Annotated in this window: 19 protein-coding genes; 9 read left to right on the top strand and 10 right to left on the bottom strand. The window is 67.4% G+C overall.

Annotation, left to right across the window (positions count from 1 at the left end; translation table 11 throughout):
- Positions 1-324: 324 nt before the first annotated feature.
- From E3C22_RS11135 to E3C22_RS11160, 6 genes are read left to right on the top strand one after another with little or no spacing between them, the layout of a single operon-like run.
- Positions 325-1275, top strand: coding sequence for a PfkB family carbohydrate kinase (locus E3C22_RS11135; protein ID WP_134762096.1), 951 nt, complete (start codon positions 325-327; stop codon positions 1273-1275).
- Positions 1272-1679 (top strand): winged helix-turn-helix domain-containing protein, encoded by a 408-nt coding sequence (locus E3C22_RS11140; protein WP_134762097.1) that lies wholly within the window; start codon positions 1272-1274, stop codon positions 1677-1679. Before E3C22_RS11135 ends, E3C22_RS11140 begins: the two co-directional genes overlap by 4 nt.
- A gap of 47 nt (positions 1680-1726) precedes the next feature.
- A complete protein-coding gene (gene modA / locus E3C22_RS11145) occupies positions 1727-2482 on the top strand; it encodes a molybdate ABC transporter substrate-binding protein (RefSeq protein ID WP_134762098.1) in 756 nt (251 codons plus the stop codon).
- A 37-nt stretch (positions 2483-2519) separates the two neighbouring features.
- Entirely contained in the window at positions 2520-3194 is a 675-nt protein-coding gene (gene modB, locus E3C22_RS11150) for a molybdate ABC transporter permease subunit (RefSeq protein ID WP_134762099.1), read from the top strand.
- Positions 3191-4339, top strand: a complete 1149-nt coding sequence (gene modC / locus E3C22_RS11155) for a molybdenum ABC transporter ATP-binding protein (RefSeq protein ID WP_134762100.1) — start codon at positions 3191-3193, stop codon at positions 4337-4339. The genes modB and modC overlap by 4 nt, the downstream gene beginning before the upstream one ends.
- A gap of 54 nt (positions 4340-4393) precedes the next feature.
- On the top strand, positions 4394-4936 hold the full coding sequence (locus E3C22_RS11160) for a cytochrome b (protein ID WP_134762101.1): 543 nt from the start codon (positions 4394-4396) through the stop codon (positions 4934-4936).
- A gap of 348 nt (positions 4937-5284) precedes the next feature.
- On the opposite strand, the gene E3C22_RS11165 is transcribed toward E3C22_RS11160, so the two are convergent.
- Genes E3C22_RS11165 through E3C22_RS11180 form a run of 4 tightly spaced genes read right to left on the bottom strand, consistent with a single transcriptional unit; the run spans position 5285 to position 8668 of the window.
- Entirely contained in the window at positions 5285-6088 is an 804-nt protein-coding gene (locus E3C22_RS11165; protein ID WP_134762102.1) for a methyltransferase domain-containing protein, read from the bottom strand.
- On the bottom strand, positions 6085-7224 hold the full coding sequence (locus tag E3C22_RS11170) for a glycosyltransferase family 4 protein (RefSeq protein ID WP_245514928.1): 1140 nt from the start codon (positions 7222-7224) through the stop codon (positions 6085-6087). Before E3C22_RS11170 ends, E3C22_RS11165 begins: the two co-directional genes overlap by 4 nt.
- Positions 7221-7619, bottom strand: coding sequence for a 6-pyruvoyl trahydropterin synthase family protein (locus tag E3C22_RS11175; RefSeq protein WP_134762103.1), 399 nt, complete (start codon positions 7617-7619; stop codon positions 7221-7223). Before E3C22_RS11175 ends, E3C22_RS11170 begins: the two co-directional genes overlap by 4 nt.
- Positions 7620-7648: 29 nt before the next feature.
- Positions 7649-8668, bottom strand: a complete 1020-nt coding sequence (locus tag E3C22_RS11180; protein WP_245514929.1) for a zinc-dependent alcohol dehydrogenase — start codon at positions 8666-8668, stop codon at positions 7649-7651.
- Between the two features lie 324 nt (positions 8669-8992).
- Here E3C22_RS11180 and E3C22_RS11185 point away from each other — a divergent pair, with 324 nt between their 5' ends.
- Positions 8993-10525 carry a YifB family Mg chelatase-like AAA ATPase gene (locus E3C22_RS11185; RefSeq protein WP_134762104.1) on the top strand — a complete coding sequence of 511 codons (1533 nt, stop codon included), beginning with the start codon at positions 8993-8995 and terminating at the stop codon, positions 10523-10525.
- Positions 10526-10709: 184 nt separating this feature from the next.
- On the opposite strand, the gene E3C22_RS11190 is transcribed toward E3C22_RS11185, so the two are convergent.
- From E3C22_RS11190 to E3C22_RS11195, 3 genes are all read right to left on the bottom strand, one after another.
- Positions 10710-11168 (bottom strand): GNAT family N-acetyltransferase, encoded by a 459-nt coding sequence (locus tag E3C22_RS11190; protein ID WP_134762105.1) that lies wholly within the window; start codon positions 11166-11168, stop codon positions 10710-10712.
- A 134-nt stretch (positions 11169-11302) separates the two neighbouring features.
- Positions 11303-11440 carry a hypothetical protein gene (locus E3C22_RS24485; protein WP_167591736.1) on the bottom strand — a complete coding sequence of 46 codons (138 nt, stop codon included), beginning with the start codon at positions 11438-11440 and terminating at the stop codon, positions 11303-11305.
- 208 nt (positions 11441-11648) lie between these two features.
- The gene (locus tag E3C22_RS11195) at positions 11649-11969 is read right to left on the bottom strand and encodes a hypothetical protein (RefSeq protein ID WP_134762106.1); all 321 of its coding nucleotides are present in this window, start codon (positions 11967-11969) and stop codon (positions 11649-11651) included.
- 709 nt (positions 11970-12678) lie between these two features.
- Between E3C22_RS11195 and E3C22_RS11200 the strand changes: the two genes are divergently transcribed.
- Positions 12679-12936, top strand: a complete 258-nt coding sequence (locus E3C22_RS11200) for a hypothetical protein (RefSeq protein ID WP_134762107.1) — start codon at positions 12679-12681, stop codon at positions 12934-12936.
- Positions 12937-13117: 181 nt separating this feature from the next.
- Here E3C22_RS11200 and E3C22_RS11205 read toward each other — a convergent pair whose 3' ends face one another.
- Positions 13118-13732 (bottom strand): hypothetical protein, encoded by a 615-nt coding sequence (locus E3C22_RS11205; RefSeq protein ID WP_134762108.1) that lies wholly within the window; start codon positions 13730-13732, stop codon positions 13118-13120.
- A gap of 920 nt (positions 13733-14652) precedes the next feature.
- Here E3C22_RS11205 and E3C22_RS11210 point away from each other — a divergent pair.
- The gene (locus E3C22_RS11210) at positions 14653-16005 is read left to right on the top strand and encodes a DUF2252 family protein (protein WP_134762109.1); all 1353 of its coding nucleotides are present in this window, start codon (positions 14653-14655) and stop codon (positions 16003-16005) included.
- A 114-nt stretch (positions 16006-16119) separates the two neighbouring features.
- Here E3C22_RS11210 and E3C22_RS11215 read toward each other — a convergent pair whose 3' ends face one another.
- Together E3C22_RS11215 and E3C22_RS11220 are read right to left on the bottom strand one after the other, a co-directional pair.
- Entirely contained in the window at positions 16120-17148 is a 1029-nt protein-coding gene (locus E3C22_RS11215) for a glycosyltransferase family 4 protein (protein ID WP_134762110.1), read from the bottom strand.
- Positions 17149-17982 (bottom strand): UDP-2,3-diacylglucosamine diphosphatase, encoded by an 834-nt coding sequence (locus E3C22_RS11220; RefSeq protein ID WP_134762111.1) that lies wholly within the window; start codon positions 17980-17982, stop codon positions 17149-17151. It abuts the gene before it with no gap.
- Positions 17983-18057: the final 75 nt, after the last annotated feature.

An 18057-nucleotide genomic window follows, 5' to 3' on the forward strand; every position in this document is an offset into this window, starting at 1 on the left:
TCAAGCTCCTAAACAATTCTTTATCGCGTTGCAGAATGTGCGGGGCCGGCGGCCTTCGCGCAGGTCGGGCCAGAACTGGCAGATTTCTATTCTCCAATTCTTGGGTGTATTTCGAAAAGATCACCGATCTATTTACTGCAGCCGGCAACAGCCCGGCTCGCCATGCGAACCGGGAGTTCCCCAGCGACAACAGAAAACCGATCTCTTTGCGCGAGCCTTGCGCCGGCTCTCGGGGCCGAGCTCGCCGCCGGCCCTTGAGTGGCGGCGCCGAATGCGGGAGAAGCCGAGACGCGACCCAGGAACGAACGAAAGCGACGGCAGGCCATGACTGACAGCAATCGGCATCAAGGCACCGTCTTCGTCTTCGGATCGGTGAACATCGACCTCGTCTGCCGGGTGGACGGAATTGCCCGGCCCGGCGAGACCGTCTTGTCGGCCCGCTACGAGCAGCTCTTCGGCGGCAAGGGTGCGAATCAGGCGGTCGCCGCCGCGCGGGCCTCGCGCCGTCCCGTCGCCTTTGCCGGCGCCGTCGGCGACGACGACCTCGGGCGTGCCGCCAGGGAGCAGATGCGCCGGGAAGGGATCGACACTGCCCATCTGGCGACCGGCGCAGAGCGCACCGGCTGCGCCTTCATCGCCATCGACCGGAGCGGCGAAAACGCCATCACCGTTGCCAGCGGCGCCAATCTCGAAGCCAGTGCCGGCGATCTCGACCCATCGCTTTTCAGCGCCGACACCGTTCTCGTCCTGCAGATGGAGATCGCGCTCGCCGAGACCCTTGCGGCGGCCGAGCGGATGAGCGCCGCCCGCGGGCGCGTCGTCGTCAACCTGGCGCCGGTGCCGGCGGATCTTCGCGCGGACGATCTGTCGCGGCTGCTCGCTGCAAGTAACGTTCTCGTCGTCAATGAAGGAGAACTCGCCGCCGCGGCGCGGATCGTCGGCGTCGACGCGGCCGACCCTGCCGCCATGGCGGAGGCGCTCGCCGCCCGCTACGGCATCGAGGTGATCGCGACCCTCGGCGGCGACGGCGCGCTCGTCGCCAGTGCCGACGGCGGCTGCGAGACGATCGCCGCGATGGCCGTCGACGTCGTCGATACCACCGGCGCGGGTGACACCTTCGTCGGCGTTCTTGCCGGCGGTCTGGCGCAAGGGCTGCCGACGCCGGAGGCCGCGCGGCGCGCCTCCGTGGCTGCCTCCCTTGCCTGCCGCAGGCTCGGTGCCCAGACCGCGATGCCCTCGGCCGACGAGATCGACGCGGCGCTGGCCGGCGCATGACGGAGCCGCCTGCCCGCGCCGTCGCGCATCTGCGCCTCAGACTCAGCGACCGCTTCAGCATCGGTCCGGGCAAGGCCCGACTGCTGGAGACGATCGCCGAGACCGGATCGATCGCCGCCGCCGGGCGGCGCCTGAAGATGAGCTACAAGCGGGCCTGGTCGCTGGTCGAGGAAATGAATGCCGGCTTCCGCGAGCCTCTGGTGGCCTCCGCACGCGGCGGCAATGCCGGCGGCGGCGCCAGCCTGACGCCGGCCGGCGAGACCGTGCTTTCGAGCTATCGCAAGGTGGAGGCCGAAGCCGAGGCGGCGGTCGCCGGCGAGATCACCGTCCTGCGGGCGCTGCTCGCGCCAGAGACGGCCGCGGCAGACGATCCGCCCGGGCAAAATCTCAAACGCGGCACTTGACGCGGGCGGGCAAGCGATATGTTCTGCAAAACATATCGGAGAACTCCATGACACGCTTCCTGCCGCTCGCCCCCCTCGCCGCCGCTGCCGCCCTCTTCTGCCTCACCGGTCAGGCCGCGGCGGGCACCACTGCGGTCGCCGTCGCCGCAAACTTCACCGAGCCGGCCAAGGAGATCGCCAAGGCCTTTGCGGCAAAGACCGGCGACACTGCCGAGCTGAGCTTCGGCTCGACGGGGTCGCTCTACGCGCAGATCGGCCAGGGCGCGCCCTTTCAGGTCTTTCTGGCGGCGGACGACGAGCGGCCGCGCCGCGCGATTTCCGACGGGCTTGCCGCCGAGGGCAGCGAATTCACCTATGCGATCGGCACCCTCGCCCTCTACAGCGCCGATCCCGATCTGGTGACGGGGCCGGAAACGCTGAGCAAGGCGACATTCGACAAGGTCGCCATCGCCAATCCGAAGACCGCGCCCTACGGCGCCGCGGCCGTCGAGACGATGAAGAAGCTTGGCGTCTACGACGATCTCGAAGCAAAGCTCGTCGAAGGCAACAGCATCGCCCAGGCCTTTCAGTTCGTCTCGACCGGCAATGCCGAACTCGGCTTCGTCGCGCTCTCGCAGATCGCCGGCAACGAAGCCGGATCGCGGTGGATCGTCCCGGCCGAGGATCATGCGGCGATCCGCCAGGATGCCGTGCTGCTCACCCCCGGCGAAGACAGCGAGACGGCGAAGGCCTTCATCGCCTTCCTGAAGGGCCCGGAAGCGGCGAAGATCATCAAGCGCTACGGCTACGAGAGCGGCCAGTGAGACCCATTGAGAGACGCATCGCGAAACGACGGGCGCGATGAGGCTCGACACCGCCGACATCTTATCGGCGCTGGTGCTGACGCTGGAACTTGCCGGTGTCACCACCCTCGTCCTCCTGGTGCTCGGAACCCCGCTCGCCTGGTGGCTTTCGCGCTCGCGCTCGCTCGTCAGTGACATCGTCGGCACGCTGGTCGCCCTGCCGCTGGTGCTGCCGCCAACGGTGCTCGGCTTCTATCTCTTGATCGCGCTCGGGCCGGACGGTCTCGGCGGCCTTGCCGGCGTGCGCTCGCTGGCCTTTTCCTTTGCCGGCCTCGTCGCTGGCTCGGTCGTCTATTCGCTGCCCTTCGTCGTCCAGCCGATCCGCGGCGCCTTCGAGGCGATGGGCCGGCGCCCGTTGGAGGTCGCCGCCACCCTCAGGGCTTCGCCGCTCGACCGTTTCTTCACCGTCGCCATCCCCCTCGCCCGGCCGGGCTTCCTCACCGGCGCCGTCCTCGGCTTCGCCCATACGGTGGGCGAATTCGGCGTCGTGCTGATGATCGGCGGCAACATCCCCGGCAAGACCCGCGTCCTCTCCATCGCCATGTTCGACTATGTCGAGCAGCTGCGCTACCGCGAGGCGCATCTCGTCGCCGGCGCCATGCTGGTCTTTTCCTTCCTGGTGATCCTCGCCATGTCGCGGATCGGCCGGCGCATCGGCGAGGTCCGGCCATGACGGCTGCGGCCGGCGGCAAGCCGGCGGAACCGCACGGCCTCGACGTCTCGTTGCGCGGCCGGCGCGGCGAGTTCAGCGTCGAGGCGGCCTTCACCATGCCGCGGCGGGGCGTCACCGCGCTGTTCGGCCCGTCGGGCTCCGGCAAGACCTCGATCCTGCGGGCGATCGCCGGCCTCACCCGCCTCGAGGGCCGGGTGCTCGCGGGCGGCGACGTCTGGCAGGACGGGGCACGCTTTCTGCCGACCCATCGCCGCGCGCTCGGCTACGTCTTTCAGGAGGCGAGCCTGTTCGAGCATCTCTCCGTTGCCGGCAATCTCGTCTACGGGGCGAGGCGCAGCCCCGGCGGCATCGACCAGGAGCTGCTTCTCGAAGTCATCGAGCTCCTGGCGCTCGGGCCGCTCCAGGGGCGCGCCGTCGCCGACCTCTCCGGCGGCGAACGCCAGCGGGTGGCGATCGGCCGGGCGATCCTGACGCACCCGCGGTTGATGCTGATGGACGAGCCGCTCTCCGGGCTCGACCGGCGGGCAAAGGACGAGATCCTGCCGTTCCTGGAACGGCTCGCCGGCTCTTTCGCCCTGCCGATCCTCTATGTCAGCCACGACATCGGCGAGATCGAACGCCTCGCCGACGACATCGTCCTCGTCGAACAGGGACGCGTGACGGCCAGCGGACCGCTCAACCAGGCGCTGACCGACATCGGCCTCGGCTTCGTGCGCCACCCGCACGCCGCAGCGGTGCTGCCGGCGCGGGTCACCGGCTTCGACGAGGCGGACGGCCTTGCCGAACTCGACCTTTGCGGCCAGACCGTCTTCGTCGATGGCAGCGGGCCGGGTGAGATCGGCCTCGAACGGCGGCTGCGCATCGAGGCGAGCGACGTCAGTCTCGCCAGGGAGCCGCTCACCCACTCGACCATCCTCAACACCTTGTCCGTCGAGATCGTCGCCATCGAGCCGGCCGGTCGCGCCAACCTCGCCGTGCTCCTGGCGCTCGATGGCCCGGGCCGCCTCACCTTCATGGCCAAGGTGACCCGGCGCTCGGCGGCGCGGCTGGAGCTCGCCCCCGGCGACCGGCTTTTCGCGCAGATCAAATCGGTGTCGCTGGCGACCTCGCCGACGCCCGGCCGGCAAATTGCGTCTTCTACCTGACGAAAATCCGGGTTATCCGAAAATGGTGTCCCGCGTAACGAAAGGTCGACCGACATGACCATTGCCGGCGAAAGCCTCGGCGCCCCCGCCATCTCCTACCACCCGGCGGCGCGCATCCTGCACTGGATCGTCGCGGTCCTCGTCCTCGTCGTCTGGCCGGCCGGCTTCGTCATCGAATTCATCAAGGACGATGCCAAGACCGCCTTCTATCTCGTCCACGAATCCTTCGGGTTCCTGATCCTCTGGCTGATGCTTGCCCGCTTCGCCTTCCGGCTGGTCGTCCCGCCGCCGCCGGAGCCGGCAATGCCGCTGTGGCAGAAGCGGCTTGCCGAAACGGTCCACTGGCTGCTCTACGCGGCGCTGATCCTGCAGCCGATCTTCGGCTTTCTCGCCACCAACGCCTTCGGCTTTCCGCTCGACTGGTTCGGCGCCCTCACCGTCTGGAGCCCGATCGGAAAATCCGATCTCGCGCCGACGCTGATGAGTGTCCATGTCTTCCTCGGCTGGTCGATCCTCGTCCTCTTGTGCCTCCATATCGGCGGCGTCCTGCACCATCACGTCCTGTTGCGGGACCAGACCCTGCACCGGATGATCTGAGCCGGCGCGGACGTTCCGGGCCTGTCGACCGCGTCCTTATCCGCGCGACGACTTGAGCCAAGGCTTCGATCGGTCGCGGCAAGCCGAAACTTCAGATCGGGTCGTGAGCCGCGGCTCCTTTGCGGAGCTCGCGCCGGCGTTCCGGATGAGTGTCTGAACCGCGATCGCAGGGCGACCTTCCTGACCAGCACCCGCCCTGCTGGAAATGGACAGCGCGCCCTCATTTCGGCGAAAGGGGATGTTGTCGCCCGCCCGCAAGCTAATACTGATCGCCGGGATTTCTGGCTGCGGGCCCGCCCAAGTCTTGGGGCAGTCACGCCGCGAGCCGCAAAAGCTCCCGACGTCTCTTCAGTCAGGAAGCGCCAGAATGTCGAGATGGCCGACGATCGTGCGGCCCCCGGCCGCGCTATCGATTCGCATTTGCCGCCACGCCTCGAGTTCCTCGGCGTCGATGACGTCGAGCTCGCCGACGGCATCTGCCATGCCTTCGACATGCGCCCTTGCGAGCGCCGCATCCTCGCTCGCAAGCCGCCAGGGGCTTTCGGCAATCGTGACGGCGTAGCCGCGCGCTTCGAGGGCCCGCGCCAGAGCGCGGGCGGCGGCGGGCCCGAGCGAGGCCCCGCTGCCGAGACCCTTCGGCCGCAACTGATGCCTGTTGAAACCGGCAAGGACGATGCCGTCCAGCGGGTGCGACGGCGAAAACACCGTCGAGCCGTCATAGTTGAGCGCGGCGTAAAGGCCGACACTCGCGGCCGTGAGACGCTCGGCAATCGCTTCGATGAAATCCCGCGAGGCGAGATCGAACAATGCCGAGGCCGTTGCCAGGCGCACCCCTTCGAGCGGGATCGCCGCCACGTCGGAAAGGTCCGCCAGACGGGTTTCGGCTTCCGCACCGAGCTGTTCCGCTCGCTCCATGGCAAAGGCCAGCAGCACCGGGTCGTCGTCGAGCAGCCGCCAGACTGTCGACGCTGAAGCCAACAGCGGCTGCAGGGCTGCCAGCGTCGAGCCGCTGCCGCAGCCAAGATCGAGGACGGTGGCTCTGCCCCCGCCCTCCGTCAGCCAGTCGGCCGCGCGGCGCAACAGCGAGGCATCGCGTGCCTGCCGGTCGGCCGGCTCGCGCAGAGCCAGCCACTCGGCGGCAAAGCCGCTCATCGGACCGTCTCCGCCGGCGAGTGAGCCGCCAACTCCGGCCCCGCCTTCGCCACATCGGCGAGGACCGCGGCGACGATCTGTGCCGTCTCCTCCCAGCGAGGCAACGCCATACCCGCCGCAGACGCAGCCTGGCCGGCCGCCTTCAGCGCGGACTGGTCGGTTAGGAATTCGCGCAGCGCGGCACCGAGCGCATCGGCATCGCCGGGCGGAAATCGCCGTCCCGCCGCAGCGGGGATCAGGTCGCGCGGCGCGCCTTCGGCGCAGAAGACGATCGGCAGGCCGTTCGCCATCGCCTCGGCAAACACCATGCCATAGCCCTCGTAGCGGCTGGCGAGGACGAAGAGATCGGCCTTTTCGTATTCTTCCGAGACATCCGGCATCGCCCCGGCAAGGGTGATCCTGTCCGCCAGACCGCTTTCCTGGACCTGCTGCTCCAGCGCCGCCGCCGTCTGCGGATCGGCGGCCGGGGAACCGACGATCCGGCACCGCCAGTCGAGATCCGCAATCCTCGCGAGACCATCGACCAAGGTCGCGTGATCCTTGCGGGGGATCAGCGTCCCGATGGACAGGATCAGCGGCAAAGTCTCGCCCTCGTCCCGCTCGACCGCGCGCAGCGCGTCACTTCCCCGCCCGTCGCGGTCGGTCCGCCACGGGCGATCCGTGCCCGGCGGCGCCACGGTCAGCCGCTCCGCCGGGACGGCGAAATCGTCCGTCAGCGTCTTCGCCGTCGCATCACTCGTCGCCACGACGGCGCGTGCGAAGCCGAGCGCCGCCCGCTCGCTCTCGGCAAGGCGCGACTGCCCAGCGGCATCGAGTCCGGTCTCAAGGCTGAGCGGATGATGGACGAGGGCGACCAGTCGGAGTCGCCTCGCCTGTCTTGCGGCGATCTCCGGCATCGCTCCGAAGGCGAGGCCATCCACCAGCACCAGCGTATCGTCCTCGACGGCAGCCAGGGCCCCCTCCGCGGCGTTCAGTTCCGCCGCTGTAGGAACCGGAAAGCCAGGGGGCAACATCAGATGCTCGACGCGCCAGCCGCGCCGTTCCAGCTCCACCATCAGCCGCCGGTCATAGGCATAGCCGCCGCTTGGCGTCGCAATGTCGCCCGGGATCGCGAAGACGACCCGGCCTGCGCTCACAGCTCCCCCTCGTACCAGGCACGGGCGACGTGGGATTCCTCAAGCGAAACCTTCAGCCGCCGGATGCGGCCGCCGCCCTCGCCGAGCGCCCCGCCGGCGATCCGCTCCGCCAGCCGGTCGAACAGATGCCGCGCCAGGAACTCCGTCGTCGTGACCTTCCCCTGAAAGGCCTCGACCGCGTCGAGATTCTGGTAGTTCAGGGGCTCAAGCACCGACTTCAGCAGCTGGATGGCGAGGCCGATATCGACCGCCAGCCCGTCGGCGTCGAGATCGTTGGTGAAGAAGGCAGCATCGACGACATAGGTCGCTCCGTGCATTCCCTGCGCCGGCCCGAAGACCGGCCGCGGCAGGCTGTGAGCGATCATCATGTGGTCGCGGACCTCGACGGCATACATCGGCACCCTCTCCTCTCGTCGACGATTCGTCAGTCGTAGCGGATGCGATGGCAGAGGGTGGCCGGGTCTGCAAGAATCTCCCCGTAACATGCGGCAAGCTCGGCAAATCGCGTTTCGCCGGAAAACAACGCGTCGAGCCGCTGGTCGGCAAGGAGCCCGAGCGCCGTCTCCAGCCGCCGTCGATTGCTCCAGCGTGGCGCCCGCGCTGCAGGGACGCGGCCGACCTGTGAGCCGATGATCGACAGCCGCCGGCTGTGAAAGGCGCCCCCGAGCGGCACCGACGGCGTACGCTCGCCATACCAGCTCGCTTCGACGACCCTCGCGCCGACCCCCGCCGCATCGATCGCGCTCGCCAGCCCCGCCTCGCTCGCCGAGGCGTGAACGACCACGTCGCAGTCCCGCGGCAACTCGCCCGGACCGACAAAACCGACGCCGAGTGCGCCGGCCACCTTTGCCCGCGCCGAGTTCACGTCGACGACCACCGTCTGCGTCGCCGGGATCCGCGCGGCGAGGAACCCGACCAGAAGTCCCACCACGCCACCGCCGATCACCGCCACCCGGTCACCTGGCAAGATGCCGCCATCCCAGACGACGTTCAGCGCCGTCTCCATGTTCGCCGCAAGGACTGCACGCTCGGGCGCGACTGCGCGTGGCACCGGAACCGCCGCCTCGCCCGGCACGACAAAACGGTCCTGGTGCGGATAAAGGCAAAAGACCCACTCGCCCGACCGGTCTTCGTCGCCTCCGACGACCCGGCCCACCGTGCCGTAGCCGTATTTCACCGGAAACGGGAACGCGCCCTCCTGGAACGGCGCCCGCATCCGCTGCCATTCGCTTTCAGGTACCGAACCCGCGGCGACCAGCGCCTCCGTGCCCCGACTGATCGCACCGTATGCACTTTCGACAGTGACCTCGCCGCGGTTGGGACGCTCTATTGCACAACGTCGCAACGCGGCGCGATTTCGCTCGACGATCCAAAGCGCCGTCGCTTCCGGCTCCGCCTCCTCCGCCATCAGGGACGAGTGCTCACAAGGCGCGGCTTCAGCCACCCGGAATTCCCACGCAATCGACGGCCCTCTTACTCGGCGCAACCCGACCTCGACCTGGCAAGGCGTTTCACCGTGAACCGCCCCTCGAAAGGGTGATCACAGGCGGCGCACTGCCTCGCGGAAAAACTACCGCGCCGGCCGCCAGACCGGGCCGGCTGAACTCTGCTACATTCCCGATATCATCAGGCTGCCAGAACATACGCCGCATTGCAAGCGCATTTTGTTCGATAAAAGTTCTTGTTTCATTCTGAATGATATGCTTGGATGCATTTCCGATGGAAACAACCCTTAAACGTGTCGATCCGACAAGGAGGAGAGCGGCCGATGGTGTCGCGCGTCAAGACGGTGGCGTTTCACGGCATCGAGGCCGTTCCGGTCGACGTCCAGGTGATGGTGGCGCCCGGCAAGGTCGGCATTCAAATCGTCGGCCTTCCTGACAAAGCCGTTGCCGAGAGCCGCGAGCGCGTGCAGGCAGCACTGCACGCGTCGGGGCTTTCGATGCCGCCGAAGAAGGTGACGGTCAATCTGGCGCCGGCCGACCTGCCGAAGGAAGGCAGCCACTACGACCTTCCGATCGCCCTCGGCCTGATGGTTGCCCTCGGGGCGGTTCCCTCGGACACGCTTGCCGGCTTCTGCGTTCTCGGTGAGTTGTCCCTCGACGGGATGATCACGCCGGTGGCAGGGGTTCTTCCGGCCGCGATGCGCGCCAACGCTCTTGAAATGGGCCTGATCTGCCCGGCCGAATGCGGTCCGGAGGCCGCCTGGGCGAGCGGCGACATGCCGATCGTCGCGGCGCGCAGCCTGATCCAGATCGCCAATCACTTTCGCGGCACGCAGGTGATCGCCCGGCCCGAGCCGGCGATCCGTTCGGCGCCGGCCAACCTGCCGGACCTTTCCGAGATCAAGGGCCAGATCGTCGCCAAGCGGGCGCTGGAGGTGGCTGCGGCCGGCGGGCACAATCTCCTGATGGTCGGGCCGCCGGGCTCCGGCAAATCGATGCTCGCCCAGCGCCTGCCGGCGATCCTGCCGCCGCTGGCGCCGCGCGAGCTGCTGGAGGTCTCGATGATCGCCTCGATCGCCGGCGAATTGACCGGCGGCAAGCTTTCCGATCGCCGGCCGTTCCGCAGCCCGCACCATTCCGCGACGATGGCGGCAATGGTCGGTGGCGGGCTGCGGGCGAGACCCGGCGAGGTTTCGCTCGCTCATCGCGGCGTGCTGTTCCTCGACGAACTGCCGGAGTTTTCGCCGGTCGTCCTCGATTCGCTGCGTCAGCCACTCGAAGGCGGCGAGAGCGTCATCGCGCGGGCCAACCACCGCGTCTCGTATCCGGCGAAGTTTCAGTTGATTGCGGCGATGAATCCGTGCCGGTGCGGCATGGCCGGTGAGCCGGGACATCGCTGCCCGCGCGGGACGCGCTGCACCAGCGAATATCAGGCGCGGATTTCCGGTCCGCTGCTCGACCGGATCGACCTCAAGGTCGAAGTCCCGGCCGTTTCCGCCTCGGATATGATCAGGCCGGCAACCGCCGAGGCGTCCGAAACGGTGCTTGCCCGCGTCCGTGCGGCGCGGCGGGCCCAGGCGGAACGTTACGCCGCGCTCGGCCTTCCCGCGGAGACCCTGAACGCCCATTGCTCGGCGAGCATGATCGAGGACATTGCGATGGTCGACCGTCCAGGCACTCAGCTGTTGCACGATGCCGCCGAACAGATGAAATTTTCGGCGCGGGCCTATCACCGGATTCTCAAGGTGGCGCGGACCCTCGCCGATCTCGAGCAGACCGAGACGGTGCAGCGCATCCATCTCGCCGAGGCGATCTCCTATCGCGTCGCCGGCGAGCGACTGGCGGCGGCCGCATGACGATCCGGCTTACGATTGCCGCCGTCGCTCGCGAGATCAGGGCCATGCGCGCCCGGCGGCTTCGGCTCGACGACGCTTGCGCCCTGCCGCGACCGGCGAAACCGAGGGGTGGATGGGGTGCGCCGCATGCGGCGGCTCCGGTCACATTGTCCGACCGGTCGCTGCGACTCGACCGGCCGCATCCTCAGGCGAAGTCGAGGCGCATCGTCGCCATGCCGTTGGAGCGCCCGAGTTCCTCATAGCCCGCCGCCTGATAGACCGCCAGGGCCGGCTCGTTGTCGAGTTCGACTTTCAGGGTGACGGAAATCGCGCCGAGGTGGCGCGCTGCCGCTTCGGCGTGAGCGGCGAGTTCCTTGCCGGTACCGCCGCGAGCGGCTTCCTCGACGAAGACATAGACGAGATGGCGCACTTCCGGGCCAATCCCGATGCGCAGCGCGAAGAAGCCGATTTCGCGGCCACTCGCATCGACCAGATAATAGGATGCGTCATCCGGCTCGTTCAGCCATTTATCCTGCCATTCGAGCGGATCGAACGGATGCTTGGCACTCGGATTGACGAGAGAAAGGTCTGCTTCGTCGGCGAGCAGGCGCTGGAGAGGAACAAGATCGAACGGCGCGTTGGGGCGCAGGGTGAATTCGGACATGGGGGGCGTTTCCATGAGACGGTGGGAAATCATGCTCATGGTCGCTCCGTCTCGCACAGCCTGACGTCGCAGTGCAACCGCAGGCGCTCGCCGCCTGACGTGGACGGATGGTCAGAAAGGCGGCCGGGCGGGCGCTACCGGAACAGCGAATTGTCGACCATCTCGGCCTGTTTCGCCCATTTGCCGCCCGGATCGTTCACCGGCTTCGATGCGCAGGCGGCCATGGTGCCTGCGACGATCACGATGGCGAGGAGGAAGGGAAGTCGGGGCAAATGGGGAGCCTTTCAGAGAGATGCGACAGAGTGGTGCAGAAATCAGCGAAGTCGGGCGGAAGCGAGGCCCGGCGGCGGTTTTGTCGCAACCGCCGGGCCGGATCGAGCCGGAATTGTCGCCGATCCATGGACCTCGCATGACGGCCGCCATATGGTTCTCAGGATGGCGCGTTCCGGATCGCAGGCGATCACGCTATCGGTCGCCTGGTCAGCGCTGCTCCTGCCCCGGCACCAGTCCGCCGGAAGCCGTCGACTTCAGAACCGATGGTGTCGCACCTTTCACCACCGGCAGGCCCGACGCCTTTCCATAGACGTCGCCGATGCCGTAGAGCCAGGGAATACCCCCGCTACCGGCCCGTTCGGCGACGCGGCCGCCTGGCAGTCGCACCGGATAGGCGGCTCGGCGCTCCCGCTCGGAGAGGATGACGCCCGGATTGCGGGCGGCCGGGCGATAGTCCTGAGCCAGGGCCGGAAGCGGCAATGCCACGGTGATAGCGAGCGCTGCGAAAACAACGTTCCTGGGAGTCATCGACGGTACCTTTCCATATCTGCGGATTGGGCCGAGCACTTGGGCCGGAGAGGCTCTGCCGGCCTGTCAGCGCGGAATCTGTCCGGGGACGAGACCACCGGCCGGTGCAGTGGCGCTCAGCCGATAGCTCGCGCTGTTGTGATCTCGCTGCTGTACCGGGCCGGTCGTGCAGCCGGCGAGCGCCAGAGCGGTGCAGATCAAAATTACTCGGACCATGGTCATGCCTTGCCTTATCTCGTTTCAACTAAGGATCTGAGCCGGGGTTGCAACGGGCCCGCGTGAGCCCCTCAAGGCTTCGTGACGATTGACGTCGAAGCGACGATGGATGGCACCGAGCGCCATTGGCCTTCGACGGGTTTGTTCGCGTCCGGTCTCCTGCGGGCAGCCGGCCCGTCATCGATCGGTTCTGGCCGGCGTGCACCGCGAAGAGCATTGTCCGACGGGCCGGCGATGTCCCGCTGTGACGGACGTCACGCAGGTCGCGCGGTAGGTGCCGCCCGCGAGGCCGGGTTGTTATTTTTGTGAGTTGGAAGCGTCGCCGCATGGATGATTTTCGAGCGACCGGTTGGGCCTCGAAGATCACCGGACAAGTCGCCCGTCACGCGTGGGCGAACCGCCTCTCACGCCTGCGTGGGACGCGAGCGGCGCCCCGCAATGCTCAGGTTTGCGCTCTGCCGGCCGCTTGCCGTCGGGGAGGATGGCTTTCTCGGTGGCGATCGCCTGCCAGTGTGCCGTCGTCGATCGTCCCGGCAGCGTGACCATCGTCCATCCCGTCGGCGCCCCGCTGCCGGGACAGAATGGCACGTGGGCCGTGCAGCGCGCCAGCGACAGTATCGGCCCGAAAATCGGAAGCGATGTTTGGAAAGCACGATGCGGTGATTCAATAACTGAGAACACCCTGTGTGCGTCCATTCTGGCGCAGGGCGCTCTTCATGACGCCGGAAACAATCGCGATTTTGAGCGATGATCCGCTCGGCAGCCTGTTCGCCGTGGCAGGCTGACCATACGGGTTTGCCGTGGCAGGCTGACCGTCCCGGCCCCGCCGAAGGGCACGGCGAAGAGCGCCAGCTGCACCCCGACCGGGGATTTGACACCCAAAATGGCCGGCGACCGCCCATGTGATCAGCAAGTTTCAGCCGGGCGACGCTTCATTCATTTGCCGGTGCCGTGTCCTTGCCGCGCAGATAGCTGAGAAGGCTTTCGACCGCAGGGGCGGCCGCGCGGTGCGTCGAGCCGGTCTCGGGCGCGACGCAGGCGGTGATCCGCAGCCGCCCCTTGACGCTCCAGAGATAGACCGAGAGGTCGAAGCTCCGGCGCTTGGCGGCGATCTCGTAGCGCCGCGTGACGAATTCGCTTCCGGCGATCTCGACCGCCTCCGGCGCGGTCTGCGATGCGAAGCGGTCGCTTCTGACCAGCGGATCGTCGGCAAGTTCCGGCCGGAGCGCCTTGGCCTTGGCAACCAGCCAGGCCTCGAAGTCGCTCCAAGGCATGCGCTTTTCGTCGAGCATGAAGCCGGTGTCGATCGGCCAGGAGCCCGGCGGGCGCGGCGGTCCGAGGGCGTAGATGCAGGAAAGGTCCGGCGGGCAGCCTTCGCCGGAACAGTCGAAGCGCTGGCCGATCTCGATGACGGCGTCCGCCTCCGGCCCGGCCAGCCAGCCATCCGGCGCAGCGGCTGCGGCCGGTGCGATCATCTGAAGCGCGGCGGCGACGAGGCCCAGCGCCAGCATCAGGCGCGTCGTCGTCTTGCGCAGAATGTCCGTCATCTTCTTACCCCGTCGCGCAGGGCCGGATCGACGTCCCGCCCGGCCACCGGCATAGGCCGACCGACCTGGCCCGGTCTCTCGCCCATCCGATCAGACCCGCAGCTGCATTGACCCGGCCTCGTCGCGAGGCTGCGGCCCGGATCCTTCCCCGATGTCCGCGCCGTCGTAATCCGGACGCGGCCCGCAGCGCAATCTCGCAGCGAACGCTTGAGACGGGCTGACCAGCATGCCGAGACCGTCGCCGCGAGGCAGGGCGGCGCATATCGCAACACGGCCCGCGTCCGATCGCTAGTGGTTCGATTCGGGCATTTTCGTCCCTCTTGTATCAGGCTCGCGGCAAATGTCGGACTCAATGAACCACTCGGTAAATCTCTGTTTCTAGTGGAGCTTTCGAATCCGACATTTGATGCAAAGCCGACATCGATCGAGACTCAAATGTCGGATTCGCTCGACTAGCTCGGGCTGCTTCACGCTGAAAGGTGCTGCCGGCTCCTCCCGGCGAGCTTCGATCATTGCGCCAGCGGGAGGTTCGGTCTGCCACTCAGTCGATGGATTCCAGAAACTTGACGCGGCCGGAAGGGCTCGATCCATGCCGCAGTCTGTATTGCTGCGGATGACGCCACACGCACCCACAGGCCGTGGCGCGTTCCGAGCCGGCCCTGCAAAAAAACGGACGACTCGCCGATTGCATGGCGCCGTCGAACCTCACCGGCTGCGCGGCACCTCGCCGCGGGGTTGCTGCCCTCGCGGAGACGTCGAACGCTCCTTCCCGGTCCTCGCTGAGGGCGGCACCGGGGCCGTTCGTGCCGCGGCGCCCCTTTCCGGGCCTTTCCGCTTGAGCCTACGCGGCACGGCGAAGCCGGGAGAGGCAAAGGCGGGCGACCCTTGCCTGACGCGGCGCGGCGTTTAGCTCTCGCCCCATGAACAACGACAAAGACCAGGCCCGCGCGAGGTTGATCGCCGACGAACTCGAGCGGGTGGACGGTACGCGGCCGGGCCGCGACGAGCCCGGGCGCAAGCACCGCAAGATGGCCTCCAACCCGTTCCATTTCTATCGCGGTTCGGCCCAGCTCTTCTACACCGACCTGAAGGAAGGGGTGCTCTGCCTGCCCAAGGGCATCACCGAATGGGTGAAGCCGACGGCGATCGTCGGCGACTGCCACATGGCGAATTTCGGCTTCGTCACCGAAAAGGGCTCCCATGGCGATCTGGTGGTCTTCGTCCCCAATGATTTCGACGATGCCTGCATCGGCCATGCCGCCTTCGATCTCGCGCGCTTCCTGACGAGCATCTTTCTGTCCTGCCATTTCGCCCATGGCATTCTCGACGGTGCCTTCGAGACCGACGAGTTCGACGACCTGTCGGGCCTGAGCGCCCCCGGCGAAAAGCATCAGGCAAAGGCCGCCCGGGCGTTTCTGAAGGCCTATCGCCGCACCGCCGAGGCGATCGCCGAGAATCCGGCGACGCGGCGCGCGGTGAAGTCCGGCTTTCCCGACGGCCATCTTCTCCACCGGGGCCTGAAGAAGGCGCGCAAGCGCTCGATCGGCGGCAAGAAGTTCTACACCAAGAGCAGCCTCGGCAAGGCGGTGCATCTTTCGGCCGAGGGGCTGCGGTTCCGCGACCGGCCCGGCCGCTATCGCCGCCTCGACGCGGCGAGCGCCGCGACCATCCAGTCGGCCTTCCGGCCCTATGTCGACGACGACATCCTCGACATCGTCGAGCGGCTCGGCGCCGGCACCGGCTCGGTCAACGTCGAGCGCTACTATCTTCTGGTCGGGCCGCCCGGCGCCTCGACCCATGCCGAACTGCCGATGTGCCATGTGGTCGAGGTGAAGCAGCAGCGGCCGGCCGCGCCGCTCGCCCATTTCGCCGACATCGATCCGCGCAACCGGCTGTCGCCGGCCCATCTCACCGTCGACCTGCAGCGGCTGATGCAGCGCGAGCCGGATCTTCTGCTCGACGAGGTCGCCTGGAACGGCGCGCAATGGCTGGTGCGTTCGCGCCATCACGCCCGCTACAGCCTCGATCCGGAAGAGGTCTGCCTGGCGAAGAAGCCCGGCAAGAACCTGAAGCACTATGTCGAGGCCTGCGGCGAGGCGCTGGCGCTGGCGCATGGGCGCACCGATCACCGCTCGACGGCCTTCGAAACGGCGATCGCCGCGCGGGTTGCCGATTCCGGCGAGGCGCTGATCGAGACCGCGCGGGCCTATTCGGAGCGGGTCATCGCCGACCACGCCCTGCTGCGCTCGCTGCTCGAAAGCCGCAATTCATGAGGCGCGGGCGAGAGCGGCCTTCGGCGTGAGGCGCTCGGGGGCGAAACCAATGAGCCGTCCCCCCTCGGGCGGGCGGAGCGGCATTGCGGTTGCAATGAGCTGACTATACGGCGCTCAGGCAGCGATGCGCTCGCCGCCGGCGCCATGGCGTCCGAAGGCATGGTCGAGGAAGATCTCGGCGCAGGCTTCCCAATTATAGGCCCGCGACCGCGCAAAGGCGGTCTCCCTGTCGATCGCGAGGGCCTTGAGACACGCCTCGCGCAGATCCTCGGAGATGATCCCGGCGCCGGAATCGGCGATCACGTCGAGCGGGCCGGGCTCCGGGAAGGCGGCAAGCGGCACGCCGCAGGCCAGCGCCTCGATGAGGACGTTGCCGAACGTGTCGGTCTTCGATGGAAACACGAAGACGTCGGCGGAGGAATAATAGCGCGCCAGCGCCTCGCCAGTCTGCAACCCGGCGAAATGGGCGTTGGGATAGCGCGAGACCAGCGCCGCCATCGACGGGCCGTCGCCGACCACCAGCTTGGAGCCCGGCAGGTCGAGGTCGAGGAAGCCCTCGATGTTCTTTTCCGGCGCCAGCCGCGAGACGGTCAGGAAGATCGGCCGCGGCAGGTTCAGCGGGATCGGCTCGCTCTGGCGGAAGATGTGCCGGTCGATGCCGCGGGTCCAGGTGACGAGATTGCTGAAGCCGAGCGGCTCCAGATGCCGGCGCATCGACTCGGTCGGCACGAGACAGGCGGTCGCGGCGTTGTGGAACCAGCGCAGCACGTTGTAGGTCAGCCGCTCGGGGATCGGCGCGCGCTTGCGCAGATATTCGGGAAAGCGGGTGTGGAGGCTGGTGGTAAAGCCCATGCCGCGCTTCAGGCAGGCGCGGCGCGCGGCAAAGCCGAGCGGGCCTTCGGTGGCGATGTGGACGGCGTCCGGGCGAAAGGCGTCGATCACGTTCAGCATGCCGTCGGCGCCGGTCAGCGCCAAGCGGATTTCCGGATAGGTCGGACAGGGGATGGTGCGGAAATCCTGCGGCCCGACGACCTTGACCTCAAAACCCCGGTCCGAGAGCTCGACGGCAAGGCTCGCAAGCGTTCGCACGACGCCATTGACCTGGGGATGCCAGGCGTCGGTGACGATCAGGATGCGCTGCATTCAAGCTGCCTCCGTCGGACGCACGATCGGCTGTTCCGAAACGATCCGCGGTTGAGCCGACTTCGCCCTGGCGCGCGCCCTGACGACCTCGCTCCAGCGAATGAGCTCGAAGGAACCGTCGTGACGCTCGGCGACCGCGGTGCAGCTCTCGACCCAGTCACCCGTATTCACATAGGCGATATTGGAATATTCGGCCAGCTGGGCATGGTGGATATGGCCGCAGATGACGCCGTCGCAGCCCATCTTGTGAGCCTCTTCAGCCAGCGCGGATTCGAAGGCGCCGATGAAATTGACGGCGTTCTTCACCTTCAGCTTCGCCCAGGACGAGAACGACCAGTAGGGAAAGCCGAGCCGCCGGCGGATCTTGTTGAAGACGAGATTGATGGCGATCGCCGCGTCATAGGCCCAGTCGCCGAGATAGGCGATGACCCGCGCATTGCGCACCACCACGTCGAACTCGTCGCCATGCATGACCAGAAACCGCCGGCCGTCGGCGGTGACGTGGACGTCGTTGAGCTTCACCTCGACGCCGCCGAAATGCCGGCCGGTGAAATCCCGCAGGAATTCGTCGTGATTGCCCGGGACGTAGATGACGGTGGCGCCCTTGCGGGCCTTGCGCAGGAGTTTCTGCACCACGTCATTGTGGCTCTGCGGCCAGTTCCACGAGCGTTTCAGGCGCCAGCCGTCGACGATGTCGCCGACGAGATAGATCTTCTCGGCATCGTGGAAGCGCAGGAAGTCGATCAGCATGTCGGCCTGCGCGGCCTTCGCGCCGAGATGGATGTCGGAGATGAAAAGCGTCCTGAAATGACGCGTTGCCGCCTCGTCGGTCATGATTGCAGCCTCGCGCTGTCATTGGCCACCTACCGGCCTTGGGAGCAAATGACTGATTCGCATTGCAGTCGTGTG

The organism is Jiella endophytica (genome assembly GCF_004519335.1).
In the GTDB taxonomy this organism is placed as follows: Bacteria; Pseudomonadota; Alphaproteobacteria; order Rhizobiales; family Rhizobiaceae; genus Jiella; species Jiella endophytica.

What these genes read in the sequence shown, in the direction of transcription:
- E3C22_RS11185 (WP_134762104.1), top strand. Translation starts at nt 8,993, where the DNA reads ATGGTGTCGCGCGTCAAGACGGTGGCGTTTCACGGCATCGAGGCCGTT.
- E3C22_RS11195 (WP_134762106.1), bottom strand. Translation starts at nt 11,969, where the DNA reads ATGACTCCCAGGAACGTTGTTTTCGCAGCGCTCGCTATCACCGTGGCA.
- E3C22_RS11220 (WP_134762111.1), bottom strand. Translation starts at nt 17,982, where the DNA reads ATGACCGACGAGGCGGCAACGCGTCATTTCAGGACGCTTTTCATCTCC.
- E3C22_RS11135 (WP_134762096.1), top strand. Translation starts at nt 325, where the DNA reads ATGACTGACAGCAATCGGCATCAAGGCACCGTCTTCGTCTTCGGATCG.
- modB (WP_134762099.1), top strand. Translation starts at nt 2,520, where the DNA reads ATGAGGCTCGACACCGCCGACATCTTATCGGCGCTGGTGCTGACGCTG.
- E3C22_RS11205 (WP_134762108.1), bottom strand. Translation starts at nt 13,732, where the DNA reads ATGACGGACATTCTGCGCAAGACGACGACGCGCCTGATGCTGGCGCTG.
- modA (WP_134762098.1), top strand. Translation starts at nt 1,727, where the DNA reads ATGACACGCTTCCTGCCGCTCGCCCCCCTCGCCGCCGCTGCCGCCCTC.
- modC (WP_134762100.1), top strand. Translation starts at nt 3,191, where the DNA reads ATGACGGCTGCGGCCGGCGGCAAGCCGGCGGAACCGCACGGCCTCGAC.
- E3C22_RS11190 (WP_134762105.1), bottom strand. Translation starts at nt 11,168, where the DNA reads ATGTCCGAATTCACCCTGCGCCCCAACGCGCCGTTCGATCTTGTTCCT.
- E3C22_RS11210 (WP_134762109.1), top strand. Translation starts at nt 14,653, where the DNA reads ATGAACAACGACAAAGACCAGGCCCGCGCGAGGTTGATCGCCGACGAA.
- E3C22_RS11160 (WP_134762101.1), top strand. Translation starts at nt 4,394, where the DNA reads ATGACCATTGCCGGCGAAAGCCTCGGCGCCCCCGCCATCTCCTACCAC.
- E3C22_RS11165 (WP_134762102.1), bottom strand. Translation starts at nt 6,088, where the DNA reads ATGAGCGGCTTTGCCGCCGAGTGGCTGGCTCTGCGCGAGCCGGCCGAC.
- E3C22_RS11215 (WP_134762110.1), bottom strand. Translation starts at nt 17,148, where the DNA reads ATGCAGCGCATCCTGATCGTCACCGACGCCTGGCATCCCCAGGTCAAT.
- E3C22_RS11175 (WP_134762103.1), bottom strand. Translation starts at nt 7,619, where the DNA reads ATGTATGCCGTCGAGGTCCGCGACCACATGATGATCGCTCACAGCCTG.
- E3C22_RS11140 (WP_134762097.1), top strand. Translation starts at nt 1,272, where the DNA reads ATGACGGAGCCGCCTGCCCGCGCCGTCGCGCATCTGCGCCTCAGACTC.